Below are 14,253 nucleotides of genomic sequence, written 5' to 3' on the forward strand. Positions count from 1 at the left end.
AGGGTTTTTGAACATGAAGAGGAGAGTCAGCCTGCTGCTGATCGGCCTGTTATTCGTTGTGCAGATCTTGCAGGGGTTCGGATTTGCGGGCATCGCAAGCGCGGAAGAAACGGCAGCGACGATCGAACAGTCCGCAACGGCAGAACAGGCAAATACGGCGGGATCTATAGATGTCGCGCCGGAAGATACAGGAATTGCGCCAAATACACAGGGGCAAGAAGATTCCGAACTACCGGTACCGGAAGAAACCGGCACCGAAGAAAGCACAACCGGCAATCCGGCTTCGGATGAGCTCGGCGAAGAAGACGCCGATGCGTTGCCGGATGAAGATGTCGCTAACGAGGAAAAAGATACCGATGCGGAAACTCAGGCTGAAGAAGCTGCAGAGGAACGACCTGCTCAGGCGATCGAAAAAAACTTGATCGACAGCGTGTCCTTGACAATCATGAACGGGCAGGGCGAATTCATCGCCTATGATCCCGATACGCTGTATGAGCAAAATGCGGTTATCGATTTGGCTTATACCTGGTCGATCCCTGACGATCATGAGTACCAGGCAGGCGACTGGTACGAGTTCGAACTGCCGAAAGAATTCGTCTTGGAGCGTGACCTGCAAGGTGAACTGAAATTCGGCAGCGATTCGGTAGGTACTTTCGAAATGAGCAAGTCTGATCGCAAAATCAAAATGACGTTCAACGACTTCATCAAAGACTACAACAATATCAAAGGCGAACTGTTTGCACGCACGACTTTCAATTTGCAGGAGTTTTCAAGCGGCAAAGAAACGACCGTCGTTTTCCCCGTTAACGAAAATCTGCCTCCTTTTACATTCAAAATCAAATCGGCGGTAAAAGAATCGATCGAGAAAAAAGGAGAGGTAGACAAAAAGTTCGCCGGTCGCGTGATCACCTGGACGGTCGACTTCAATAAAACGCAGGAAAATGTAGCAAACGCCGTCCTGAACGATCCGATTCAAACCGGCCTGGAATTGGATAAAAGTTCGGTCGAAATTTATAAACTGAATGTCGGCCTCGACGGCTCGGTCTCTCAGGGCGAACAAGTATCGAGCATGATTCCGGAAGACGGATCGGATCTTGTTTTGAAATTCGGAACTATCGATTCGGCTTACCGGGTCGTGTACAAAACAAACATTACGGAAAATGTCGAAGGAGAACAGATCTATACCAATACCGCCACGCTCGACGGAGACGGACTGGCAGAGCCGCCGACCGCTACAGCGACGGTCTCGACTTCTTTCGGCAAGCTGCTGGACAAGACCTACGTAGATAACAGCTACAATTCTGTCAAGCAGAGCGCAACATGGAAAATCTACTATAACTACGGCTTGAACACGATCGCCGAAGCCGACGCCGTGCTCAAAGACACATTTGACGGACAGCAGAAGCTGGTCGACGGCGCGAACGGCATCACGGTTTACCGGATCGACGCTCCTGCGAAAAACGGCGACGAGTCCGGAAAAATCAAAGTTGACCTTAACGATGCGTATACGGTCGACGAAAGCTCGGACGGTTTCGAACTCCGATTCAAAGGAGACGTTACCTCCGCTTACATGATCGAATACAGCACGCAGGCAATCAATCCCGTGTATAACAACGACGGACAGTTCGTCAATACCGTCGAAAGCGGCGGGAAGACAGCCAGCGACGAAGTCGGTACCGGCCAAGTTTACGGAATCAAAAACTACGTCGATAAAAGCGCGAATTACGTAGACAAAACGATCGGCTGGAAAATCGAAATCAATAAAAACGATCCGAAAAGAACGATGGAAAACGTGAAGATCCAAGATACGTTTACCAACCGCGGACTTGAGCTGGTCGAAAACTCCTTCGTGATCGAAGGTCCGGACGGCGAGCTTAAGGAGGGAGACGATTATACGTTTGCCTTGCGCAACGACGCTCAAGGGAATCCCGAAGGATTCGATATCGTCTTTATCGGAAACCATGCCACAACTTCGGACAGCTACACTTTGACTTACCTGACGAAGTTCGACACGGATCGTTTGAGTTCCGGAAAGACCAAGTTTCTTAACGACGCCGTCGTGACCTGGGCGGACGAATCGGGATCCCATACCGTCAACACGGGGGACGATTTCGAACCGAACGCAAAAGCTTTGAACAACGGTTATAAGTCCGGAAGCTATAACGCGATCAACAAAAAGATCAGTTGGACGATCGGCGTCAATTACAATCTGAAAGAAGTAGATTCGGCTTCGATCGTGGATACGCTGACTCACGGGCAAAAACCGGACCTAAGCAGCATCCGAGTTCACGAAATGCGGATCGACGCCAAGGATTCCTCCGGCAATAAAATCGCCGCAGGCGATCTTGTGAAAGATACGGAATACACCGTCGGATACGTTCCGGCCGTCGATTACGACCCGGCAACAGATACGGTAAGCGGAACGCTGACCGTCACGTTCAAAAATGCCATCCCGGCAGGAAAAGGCTATATCCTTACCTTCGACACCAGCCTTGAAAACCTCGTGACGACGGCTTCCATACCGAATACGGCCGTGCTGAACAGCGGTACGAATCCGGTTTCCAAGCAATTGAAAGCTTCCGCTTCGGTAGCGACGGGCGGAGAATTCGTGAAGAAAGAAGGCAAGCAGGACGCGGAGGACGAGGACGTCATCGACTGGACGATCTGGATCAACCGCGGACAATCCACAGTAGATAAAGCCGTGCTCGAAGACCGACCTAGTGCCAACCAATTGTTTATGAAAGACCTGGATACATTCAAACTTTACGCGACGAAGGTATCGGAAAAAGGAGTCGTGACCAAAGACGATAGCCGAATGCTCGAACGCGGCAAAGACTATACGATCGAGTTCAAAACCGATCAAAACGGAGCCGAAACCTTCACCTTGAATTTCCTTCGCACTATCACTACAGCTTACGTGTTGGAATACCAAACGTTGACTACCGCCCAAAGCGGAGTGGAAGTATTCAACAATGCTGTCTTCAGCGGGGAAAACGCGCGCAAAATCAGCGGCACCGACGAAGGCAAAGTAAAAGTGATGAGATCCGTCGGAGGAGGAACGGGCAGCGGCGAGAATTACCGATTGACCGTTCTTAAAGTTCAAGAAGGTTCCGAAAGCACCGTTCTGGCGGGTGCCGAATTCAAGCTTGAACGCGTAAGAAAAGGAAAGATCAGTCTGATCGGCATCCAAACGACCGATTCGGAAGGGAAAATCGAATTCAACAATCTGTTGTTGGGCGACTACCTGCTGACGGAAACGAAAGCTCCCGCAGGATACGTGCTCGATGACGAACCGCTGCCGCTAACGATCAAAAGCGTCGGCGACGGAGGAGAAGCCAACAACCTGCGAACCGTTACCAATCAAAAAAATCCGGAACCTCCGGTGACGCCGCCGGGTCCTCCGGTCACTCCGGAACCTCCGGTAACGCCTCCGGGCCCGCCGATCACGCCGGAGACTCCGGAAACACCTCCGGGTCCTCCGATTACGCCTCCGGAGACACCGGTCGATCCTCCGGTAACGCCTCCGGTTGATCCGGCGCCGGAAACGCCGACGCCTAAGCCGCCGGGCCTGTATTTCCCGCAACTGCCGCTTCCGACGCCTCTGATCGTATTGCCGGAAGACGGTACGCCTTCGGGAGGACTTGAAGTCGATCCTGACCCGGTTACGCCGACTCCGGAGGCACCGATCGTGCCTGAAGCGCCGGTTGAAGTTCCTTCCGCGGTTCAACCGGTTCCGCAGCCTGTACCGGACGACGACTTGAATCTGCTTGACGAGACGCCTAGAGGCGGTCTGGATATTAATCCGGACCCGTCCGTCCCTGATGTGCCGACACAGTCTACGGACTCTTCGGTTCCGTCCGGATCGCCCGAGTTTACGAACGGTCTGCTGCCGCAAACCGGCGAAACCGGCGCGTTCCCGATGCGGGCGCTGGGCTTCGCGATGATTCTGGTCGGAGCAATCGGCTTCACATTGATTCGAAAGAAAAAGCTCAACGAACAAAAATGACCGGCAAACCCGCAAGACATTCTTACCCCACCTTTTAATCCGGCAATTCACGAGTAAAAAAAGCCATCCTCGACGCGTGCATGCGCGTCGAAGATGGCTTTTCGGCTTTCATAAAAAAGCGGAGCTCAGCCGGAATCTTATTTTCCGTGCGGGCGTAGCGCCGCTATCTGTAGTTCCGTAGAAGAAAAAACTCCGGCATTCCAACGTTCGTACCACTCCGACAAAACGGCGGGGAGCTCTACATCCAAATCCTGCTCGAACAGGCGCTCCGCCAATCGGTAATGCTCGTCCACGGCACCCTTGTCGCCTGAAAGGGCGTAAGCTTGAAGCAGGCCCAGATGGGCATGCTCGGAGTAAGGATGGATGTCCGTCAATTTTTTGTACTCGGCCGTAGCTTCGGAAATTCTTCCGTTTTCCAGCAAAAATAAAGCAAGGCCCGACGCATGATGCAGCTGAATAGCCCGGAGCCGCTGTTTTTCGCCTTCCGACCAAGGGTAGTCGTAGTCGGCCAGGTAGTCGCCGATGTACAGCTCGGATAATTGCAGATGCTCCGCACTGTTTTCTTTCGTTACCGGGCCGAGCGAACGGATGCCCGATTCGAAACGGTCCGTATCGAGCACCACTTCGTTCAGGCGCAGCGTATACCCTTCTCCGCCGCTGGCATTCGCGATCTCGACGGGAATTCCGCTTTGTTTGAGACATTGCCGAATCTGATAGATCGTGGTGTACAAATACGTAGACGCCTGTTTGTAAGGCGAATCCGGCCAAAAGTGCTGGATCAGCGCGTCTTTGGCGACAAAGCGTTCCCTGTGATGCAGGAGATACGCGAACGCTTCCTGGGCACGGCTGGTTCGCCAGCGAAAGGCCGGAGCCGAAGCTCCGGGATTCGCGGAGGGCCGAAGCGTTTTGAAGCTGCCGATCATGAGCTCTTGAACGGGCTTTTCCGCATTTTCGCTTTCCGTCCGCCTTCCGTTCAGCCGGGATACGGTCTTGGCAAGCCGTGCCCGTTGAACGGGCTTAAGCACGTAATCCAGGGCATTCAGCTCGAAGGCTTCGATCGCGTATCGGTCGTAACCGGTCACGAATACGATATCCGAGTCGGGACTGGCCTGCTGAAGCAATTCCGCGGCCTGCATGCCGTTGAGATCCGGCATGACGATATCGAGGAAAATCACGTCCGGCCGGCTTTGGCGCGCCGCTTCAATCGCTGCCGACGGGTCTGTATAGGCAGTGATTTCTTCGAATTCGGGCAGTTCGCGAAGCAGCTTTTCCATATGCATTACGGCTAGCTTCTCATCGTCGATCAGCAGAGCCTTCATCATGATTGATTCACCTCTTTAGCGATTTTTCTCAGTCGGATGCCATATCGGAAAACGGCAAGCCCGAACCTGTCAGCGGAATACGGAACGATACGGTAGTTCCCGCGCCGGGCAGGCTGTCGATAAGCAGACCGGAACCGTACATTCTTTTTAAACGACGGTCGGTGTTCAAGGTTCCGATTCCCTGGCGTCCGCTGCTGACAGGCGTTAACAGGCTGTCGAGCGTTTGCCGGTCCATGCCGACCCCGTCGTCTTGAACGGTAACGGCAAGGCGTTCGCCTTCGATTCGGATATCGAGCGAGACCGAGCCTCCTTTGGAGCGGCTGAGCACGCCGTGACGAACGGCATTTTCGACAAGCGGCTGTATACAGAGAGGAGGCAGCCAAACTCCTTCCGGATCAAGGTCGGCAGCGATCGTCACCTCGGTCCGAAGCCGATCTTCGAAGCGCATGGATTCAATATACAAATACGATTGAACCAATTCGAGCTCGCGTTCCAACGTAACCAGCGGACGGGCGCTCCAATAATCGAAGCTGATTTTGAGATAGAAGCCGAAGGCTTCGATGGTTTCGTTCATTTTATCGATATCGATTCCGCTTAGCGCCGTGATCGAATTCAACGCATTGAACAAAAAGTGCGGCTGGATCTGAGCCTGCAAATAGGCGGCTTCCATGCTCAAGCGTTCGCCGATCGAACGCTTGAGATCGGTGAGCGCTTTGACCCGGTAATTCAATTCCAACGCATCCGCCGGTTTGGTGAGATAATCGCTTGCGCCGGCCGCGAAGCCGGCATAGATATCTTCCGGACGGCTGCGGGCGGTAAGCAGCAGGATCGGCAGCTCGGCGCGGGAGTAACGTTCCCGGATACGGCTGGATAGCTCGTACCCCGACATTTGGGGCATCATGACGTCCGCGATGATGAGGTCGCGAGGACGTTCTTCCAGCAGCTCCAACGCTTCCGCGCCGCTTAAAGCAAAATCGACCTGATACCTTTCTTCCGGCAGCATGCTTCGAAGAGCGCGCAGATTGACCGGATCATCATCCACTGCCAGCACTCGGGGACGCTGATCGATATCGGTCCATCCGTCGGAATCCGGCTGTTCGAACGAACTTGCCGGATAGGCGGCAAGCGCCCTGTCGGCGGTGCCGGAGTCCGGCTTCCCGCTTCTCGAATCCTTCTGCATGCCATGCGCGGTTAAGGCCGAAGTTCCTTCCGCAAGACCCGCTTCCCAAGCGGACGTTTCCGCCAAAGGAAGAGAGAAAGAGAACGTAGATCCTTTTCCTGCTTCCGACTCGGCTTCAAGTTTTCCGCCGTGCAGATCGGCCAAGCTGCGGCTGATTCCGAGTCCGAGACCTATGCCTGCGGCATTCTGAAGAGAATCCCCTTGTTCGTAGTGCAAGAAAATTCGATCCAAATCTTCTTTTGCGATACCGATTCCGCTATCGGAAACGCTAACTTCTGCGCGGTGGCCGACAATTTTCGCCCTCACGATGACCTGACCCGAAGGCGTGAATTTAATCGCGTTATGCACCAGATTGAACAGAATTTGAGTCAGCCTTTTTTCGTCCGCATAGACGGAAGGGAAATCATCCGGAATGTCCAAGACCAGCTCCAATGGCTTGCCTGCGGTCATGTAGCGAAGCATGTCAAGCACGCCTGCGGCCGCGGACTGGATTTTGATTGATTCAAGGCGCAAAGAAAGCCTGTTTTCCCGGATTTGAGTGACATCCAGCAGATCGCCGAGCAGAAGGCTCATGCGGCGTCCCACTTGACCGAGCAGCTGCAAATCTTTGCGGGAGCGTTCGGTCAAGGCGTCTCCTTCGATCGCCAGCACGCCGTCCGCCATATTGATCATGCCGTGCAGCGGCGTACGCAGCTCATGGGAGGTTTGGGCAAGAAAGTCGTCTTTTGCTTTATCCGCTTTTTGCAGCCGTTCGGCGAGCAGGGACAGTTCCGTATTGTTGCGGAAGTATCGGCCCACTGCGTACGCGACCGTTCCGAGGAAGGAAAGCAGAATATCGAAAGCGTAGAAGCCCGGTTCGACCCACCCCAAATTTTTGAAGCCGCCCCAGATCATCGTGGAAGTCATGCCGGCTGCGGCAATCAACAAGAAAATGCCGTTTTGATCTTTTTGCAGCACGTAACGGATCAGAAGCAGCGGAACCCAGATCGAAGGGAACAACGTCGCAATCGTGAAAATTCCGAATTTGGCCGAAAGCAGCACGGCCTCGATCGGAGCAACCACGATGAACAGCCCGTAAAGGCCGGCCAAGGCGAAGTAAATGTTGTATTTTCGCTGACGTGCTTTTTCCAAGCAAAAGGATACGGCGATCTTGAGCATCAGCGTCGTCATGGCCGCATACGCGAACAACGAAATCTTTTTGGCGGCGGCATAATCGAACGGCCAGACAGCAAGCAGCACTTTGTCCTCGTCCAGCGAGATACTGAATACGGCCGCGACAAGGAGCAGCGTAAACAGCAAAAAGATTTTGTCTTTTCGGCTGAACAAATAAATGATGCCGATATATATCGCGTGAAGCAGCAAAATGCCCAATGTGATCAGTTGCATCGCTACATTGTACGTACGCTCGGAATTAACCGCATTGGAAGAACCGAACTTGATCGAACGGGCGATGCCGCCTCTGTACGCGTTCTCGAAATTCGAAGCTTCGACGATCAGATCGATCTCGGACGCGCGCGGCAGGGAGACCAGTTCCGTATTCACTTCGGCCGCATGGGAATCGGCAGTTGCGCCGGGCTGCCCTAACTGAGCTTCCAGATCTCCGTTGGCATAAATCCGAAAAGAAGTCTGGATGTCCTTAATCATTAATTTATAGGAGCGGTCCGGCACCGGATCGAATAAAATGCGAAGGCGATAGCTGCCGTAACCTTCGGTTGAACGCTTGCCCGTACCCAGCGCTCCCTGCCAACTGCCGGGTACCCGAATAAATGAAGAATCTGCTGACCCGTAAGGATCGGTGCCGATAAATTGTTCAGGGTAAAATGTCCATTCGCCATCCAATCGCACCGTATGCCAATTGTCGAGCTTCGTTCCTCTGAGATCCAATATACCTTGCGAAGCGCGCGGCGCTTCTGGCATCGAATACGGATTTGTCAAAATCAATCGAAGCCCTGACAGCATCATCAAAATAAGCAGCAAAAGCAAAAAAATCGACCATGTCGGCGATAAGCGAAACGATTTTGCGCGTAACTTGCCTGTAAAGTGTCCCATAAGTACTACTTTAATTCTGACAAGCACGGGAATCCATACTTTATTTGCCGATTCGTGAAGAATTCAAATATTTTGCCGATAAAAAAAGCCGAAAGCAGGAAGCAAGCCTGCTTTTCGGCATAAAGGGTCAAGATTCGAGTCGTTTTCAACGTTGACGAATCAGGTGTCCGTAATCCGCCCGCATAAAATCCAACACTTTGTCGCATATCAACCGATGTCCTTCCTTAATGGGTTGAATGCCGTCGGAGCAGAGGAAACGAGTGAAATCCGGATGCTCCAGGAAAGCGCCGCGCACGTCGATGAATCGAGTCCCGGTTGCGTTCGCTCTATTTTTCTTGCAAGCCTCTTGCGACATCTTCGGCAAGCAACGTGCTGTTGGGCTTTAGGGCGCGTACGCAAGCTTAACGACGTGCATCTTCAGCTGCCTTCGAAGTTTGCGTACGCGCCCTAGTCGATGTTTTGAATTTTTTATTTCCCACATTTTGCTATCGCATATTGAAACAAGATCCAGTATACTTAATTGGAATGCTCATATTCGGCTGCCTCATTATTGGGTCGTAGAGCCGATGTGTCCGAATTCTGGGCATATCCTGATAAGCTGGGCCGGTGTTATTGATGAACGAAAAAGAGACAATCAGCCTGGTGACGAGTTACGTCGGAAAGCTGCTGAGAACGCGCTTCGGTAAAGGCCCCGAATCCGTGAGCGTTTTCCTGAGTGAGCGATGCATCGTGTTCCATTTGCGTAATTTCATGGGACCGGTGGAGAAATTTCTGCTCACGCAGGAAGAAGAGAAAGCATTCCGTTACACGCGCGAACTTCTGATGGAGTCGTTGCTGCCGGAATTAAGCGATTTTTTGCGAGAAAACACAGGGATGAACGTATCCGAATTTTATTACGACTGGGGCGTACACAACGCTTCGGGCGCGATCATCGGAATGTTCGATGTTAAGCCTGCCGATTCGCCTGATTATCCGGGTAAAGCCGACGTTCACGAAAAAGTGATCGAAGTGACGGCCGCGATTCAAAAGGTTCCGGAACATATCGATTCTTGGTGGGTAAATCCGCGGATGCTCGCCGTCTTTCGACAGGGTATAACCGTACTGCTGGAAAAGGAAATGGTCGAGCTCGGTTATACGGAAGTATTAAAATCGGCTAAACGAAGGCTTGAAAAACGAATGCTGGAACAGGATGCGGATGCGGGAATTATTTTGAACAAGACGCTGACGGATCTATACGCGGATTGGGATTTCAATCTCGATCGCAGCATCGTCATTTACATATTTGAGGAATAGTACCTTTGGTGTTGACCAGGTACAGATTCGACAACGTATAGGATCGGTAACGGTTCAGACTCCTTCGGGATGCGCTGATTAATCGGGCCGAAGAAGAGGTGCGCGCACCTCTTCTTCGGCCTATTTTTATGCGGAAAGGATGGTCGAAATGCGGAAAAAAGCGGAATATGTACTTTACATCGAAGACGATCGCTCCAGTATGCTGCTTATGCGTCATATTTTCAGAAAAAAACTGCCTGAACTCCAATTGCTGGAAGCCGTTACGATGGAAGAAGGGATAACGCTCATGGACCTGCATCGGCCGAGCCTGATCCTCATGGATATTCAGTTGCCCGGCATGGACGGATACGAGGGACTTGAACGTTTGCGTTCCGATCCGAATACAGCGATGATTCCAATATGGGCAATCAGTGCCAGTGCACTGAATGACGATGTACAGCGTGGCCTGGATGCGGGATTTCGGAAATATCTGAAAAAACCGTTGGCCATGGAAAGCTTTGTTCACCAAATCAGGGGAAGTCTGTTAACCGCAGACGATCAGTAGCGCGGGGAGTCGATTATCGGAAGGTATCGGCGTATAATGGCGGTGAATGCTCACGTTCTGCCACACTGCCGCAGCCAAGTGCACCGGACATCGCGATTCGCAAGATTGATTGAATGCGTCTGTGTACCATATTCTGAACGCCGGGTATATCTTCGGAAAACGAATGCGGGTGCTTGAACCATGGAAACGAAAGAAATCGTACAGTCGATCACCGGATTTGTCGGAAAATTGCTCAGAGCCCGTTTCGGTAAGGGGCCCGAAGCGCTGAGCGTTTTTCTGGACAAACAAAGTGTCGTGCTTACGCTAAATCGCTTCACCAATCCGGTCGAAGACGAACTGCTAGCCCGGGAAGACGAGAAGACCTTTCGATACACGCGCGAACTGTTGATTAAGTCGTTGATTCCGGATATCCAAACCTTTTTTGAACAGGAGCTTGGGCTTCCGCCCATGAACTTCTTCTATGATTGGAATATTGGGCAGGCTTCGGGAATGATTACAGGTCTGGTCCGTGACGAGTCTAAAATTCTGAAAGCCGCGCAGGATTATCCGGGGCGGGAATCGGTGCACAAGCAGATCGCCGATTTGTTAGGCAAAGTGCAAACGACGCCGGACCTTATTCTATCTTGGTGGATCGATCCGGATAACCTGTTGGTTTTCCGTAAAGGACTTGCTATCTTGCTGGAAAAAGAATTCAACGACTTGGGACAGTCCGACATTCTGAAGACGGCCAAGCGCAAGCTGGAAAAAGGATTATTATGGCAAGACGCCAGAATCGGCAGCGCGCTGGGCAGGCAGATGACGGACCTGTACATCGATTGGGACTTTGACCGCGACGACAGCGTGCTCATATGTCGGTTCGGGGGGTAGGAATATCCTGTTCGTGGAGGCGCTGCGGGGGAAATTCGTTCAAGACGCTGTCTCACGCAGAAAGCCTACGGCTTTCCGCGTTCAAAGGCGTCTTTCACTGAATTTCCCCCTCCGCTGGTCCGCACGAAAAGCGAACAGGAATTTCTTTTTTTGCGCAGGAAAAAAAGATTTTTGAATGTTAATTCAAAAGAAGAGGCGGGAAGATTTGTTTTGCTGGTGAAGATAGAGGCGGAGGGTGAAAATTCAGTGAAAGACGCCTTTGAGCCCAAGAATGTATGATTTGAATATATTCAAATCATACATTCTTGGGCGAGACAGCGGCTTGAACGAATTTTCACCCGCAGCCGGCTGCTTTTCCCAAGCGAATAGGATCTTCTACGACTTTTCCAAGACCCGGAAGGGTCTTTTTTTGATTTTTGAATTGGGGGGTCCGGTTGGTAGTCGGCTGTGATACAATGTTGTACGGTGTTCGGTCTGTAGTACCTTGTCAACGCTAAAAGTAAGATTACGTTTGGCTGAGATTTCGTACCTAAACCGTGCACGAAGTCTCCAACGGAAACAAACCTAAAGCGTGTTTGTTTCAGCCAAACGTAAACCTCTGATTAAGAGTTGAAAGGGTAGTAGATCGACGCCTTATTTTTTCGAAACGAAAGCCGCCGATCAAGGCAAGTTCAAAGGCGGCAGCGGAGGCAGGAGGATTTTTATGAATCAAGTTCCTTTTATCGCGGTCGAAGGCGCGATCGGGGCAGGCAAGACGACGCTTGCTTCGATGTTGGCCGCGGAGTTAGATATGCCTTTGCTCAAAGAAATCGTCGAGGAAAACCCGTTCATGGAGAGATTCTATCAGAACCTGGACGAATGGAGTTTTCAGCTTGAGATGTTCTTTCTGTGCAATCGGTACAAGCAGCTCGGCGATACCGAATCCAAGTTGATCCGGCAGGGGCAGCCCGTCGTGTCGGATTATCATATTTACAAAAACCTGATTTTCTCCGAACGCACGCTCAAAGGGCGCGAACGCGAGAAGTATCGGCAGATCTATCATGTGCTGACGGACGACCTGGCAAAGCCGGATATCATCGTGTACATCAAGGCTAGCCTGGAAACGCTGCTCGCCCGGATCGCCAAGCGCGGCCGTTCATTCGAGCAGGATATGGATCATGCTTACCTGGAGCAGTTGATCGAAGATTACGAATCGGCCATGTCTTCGCTTGCTGTCACGGAGCCGGAGACTACGATTATCACGGTTGACGGGGATTCGACGGATTTCGTTGCGGACCCGGAACATTTTGCCCATATTGTCTCGCAAGTCAAATCGCGTATCTCCAGCGGTCATCCCCGCTGATTGCCTGCTTGCCGTTTACCGGAAGCAGAGCCCTATTACCATGACCGCTTAAGATGTTAGCTTACGCCCATCGGAAACCCACTTGAACCTTGCGTGTTTCCGATGAGCGTAAACCTTGGATTTGATGCGGTCAAGGTACTATTTCAAGTTATTCAAACAGAAGGAGTCTGACTTTAACGATGACACAAATTTCTATTCCCTCCGATGCGCTGATTACGGTAGCCGGTACAGTAGGCGTGGGCAAATCGACGCTTACGGCTGCTCTTGCCCAGCGCCTTGATTTCCGGACTTCGCTGGAGAAGGTTGACCATAACCCGTATTTGGAAAAGTTTTATCACGATTTCGAACGCTGGAGCTTCCATCTGCAAATCTACTTCCTCGCGGAGCGTTTTAAAGAACAAAAAGCGATCTTCGAAGCGGGCGGCGGTTTCGTGCAGGATCGTTCGATCTATGAAGACACCGGAATTTTCGCCAAAATGCACGCCGACCAAGGCACGATGTCCGCAGTCGATTACGAGACGTATTCGAGCCTGTTCGAAGCGATGGTAATGACGCCTTATTTCCCGCATCCGGACGTTCTTATTTATCTGGAAGGCAGTCTTCCGTCGATTCTCGGACGCATTACGGAGCGGGGTCGCGAGATGGAGATTCAGACCGAAGTGACGTACTGGGAAAAGATGCACGGACGTTACGCGGATTGGATCGGCAGTTTCGACGCTTGCCCGGTATTGCGTCTCAATATTGACGAATACGACGTAAACGATCCTTCTTCGTTGGATGACATCATTTCCAGAATCGGAGTCGCTATTCAAGAATCGCGCAGGGCCAAAGCAAGCTTGAACGTCTAATTCATCAACGGAGGTGGCGGTCATGAAGCTGTTTCGAATCTCGCCGTTCGTACAGGGACGAAGCCGGATGGAGGACTTTCTGCGGGATTGTTTTGTCAGCATGGGATATCCGGGAATCGGAAATCTTGAACATGCGGACGAAGCGGAGGTTTCTAAGCGGCTTAATCGGGTGTATGGATATGAAGGGACCGGATTACGGCGTGTCCTTGCAGATGTGAACATCTTCGTACAAGGCATGGAGGACGGCGATTACGTGGTCGTTTCGGCTCAAGGGAATGTCTGGTTAGGCGATCTCGGCGACTACTATTATCGGGACGACTACGATAGCCCCGAAGAAGCGACTTGCCATCGGCGGGGTGTCACCTGGCTTGGCGTGCTGCCGGAATCTTCGCTGAACCCGTTGCTGCGAGACTTCGTTTCCCAATCGGCCGGAGCGGAAGGCGGGAATATGGCTTCTTTCCCGCTGCCTGTCGATCTGGCCGGATTGGAACTGTTCGCGGCGCAATCGCCCGGAGGCACTGTCCCCGGGCTTTCGAGTGCGGCAGAACCGGCGTCGAGCGGTACTCCAAACTCTGCCCAATCTGCTGCGAATCATTCGCGGGCGCAGGTGGACGAGGAGACGGTTCGCGAAGCGATTGCCGCTTTGCGCGACATGCTTCGCAGTGACGATTCGGAGCTTCGTTTGCGTGCGGCGGAAGCGCTGCTCAAGTATGCGAAATAACGAATTCGGCGGGTAACGGCTTCTCGGCAAAAGGGAATAGGGAAACCGGAAAAATTCCGGCTTTCGATCCTTTCGACGCGG

Annotated in this window: 9 protein-coding genes; 7 read left to right on the forward strand and 2 right to left on the reverse strand. The window is 52.2% G+C overall.

Going from position 1 to position 14,253, the window contains the following annotated elements; translation table 11 throughout:
- The first annotated feature begins 13 nt into the window (after nt 1-13).
- Nucleotides 14-4,006: a collagen binding domain-containing protein gene (locus HRQ63_RS22995; RefSeq protein WP_172247493.1), complete on the forward strand. Its 3,993-nt coding sequence runs from the start codon at nt 14-16 to the stop codon at nt 4,004-4,006.
- A 137-nt stretch (nt 4,007-4,143) separates the two neighbouring features.
- Here HRQ63_RS22995 and HRQ63_RS23000 read toward each other — a convergent pair whose 3' ends face one another.
- Together HRQ63_RS23000 and HRQ63_RS23005 are read right to left on the reverse strand one after the other, a co-directional pair.
- Nucleotides 4,144-5,328, reverse strand: a complete 1,185-nt coding sequence (locus tag HRQ63_RS23000) for a response regulator (protein ID WP_172247494.1) — start codon at nt 5,326-5,328, stop codon at nt 4,144-4,146.
- A gap of 28 nt (nt 5,329-5,356) precedes the next feature.
- Nucleotides 5,357-8,443, reverse strand: a complete 3,087-nt coding sequence (locus HRQ63_RS23005) for an ATP-binding protein (protein ID WP_172247495.1) — start codon at nt 8,441-8,443, stop codon at nt 5,357-5,359.
- A 729-nt stretch (nt 8,444-9,172) separates the two neighbouring features.
- Between HRQ63_RS23005 and HRQ63_RS23010 the strand changes: the two genes are divergently transcribed.
- From HRQ63_RS23010 to HRQ63_RS23035, 6 genes are all read left to right on the forward strand, one after another.
- Nucleotides 9,173-9,850 carry a Na-translocating system protein MpsC family protein gene (locus HRQ63_RS23010; RefSeq protein ID WP_172247496.1) on the forward strand — a complete coding sequence of 226 codons (678 nt, stop codon included), beginning with the start codon at nt 9,173-9,175 and terminating at the stop codon, nt 9,848-9,850.
- A gap of 148 nt (nt 9,851-9,998) precedes the next feature.
- Nucleotides 9,999-10,394 (forward strand): response regulator, encoded by a 396-nt coding sequence (locus HRQ63_RS23015; protein ID WP_172247497.1) that lies wholly within the window; start codon nt 9,999-10,001, stop codon nt 10,392-10,394.
- 180 nt (nt 10,395-10,574) lie between these two features.
- On the forward strand, nt 10,575-11,261 hold the full coding sequence (locus HRQ63_RS23020) for a Na-translocating system protein MpsC family protein (RefSeq protein ID WP_172247498.1): 687 nt from the start codon (nt 10,575-10,577) through the stop codon (nt 11,259-11,261).
- A gap of 703 nt (nt 11,262-11,964) precedes the next feature.
- Nucleotides 11,965-12,603 carry a deoxynucleoside kinase gene (locus tag HRQ63_RS23025; RefSeq protein ID WP_172247499.1) on the forward strand — a complete coding sequence of 213 codons (639 nt, stop codon included), beginning with the start codon at nt 11,965-11,967 and terminating at the stop codon, nt 12,601-12,603.
- 179 nt (nt 12,604-12,782) lie between these two features.
- A complete protein-coding gene (locus HRQ63_RS23030; protein ID WP_037284255.1) occupies nt 12,783-13,451 on the forward strand; it encodes a deoxynucleoside kinase in 669 nt (222 codons plus the stop codon).
- A 22-nt stretch (nt 13,452-13,473) separates the two neighbouring features.
- Nucleotides 13,474-14,172, forward strand: a complete 699-nt coding sequence (locus tag HRQ63_RS23035) for a hypothetical protein (protein WP_172247500.1) — start codon at nt 13,474-13,476, stop codon at nt 14,170-14,172.
- Nucleotides 14,173-14,253: the final 81 nt, after the last annotated feature.

Source organism: Saccharibacillus endophyticus, from assembly GCF_013185185.1.
GTDB lineage: Bacteria > Bacillota > Bacilli > Paenibacillales > Paenibacillaceae > Saccharibacillus > Saccharibacillus endophyticus.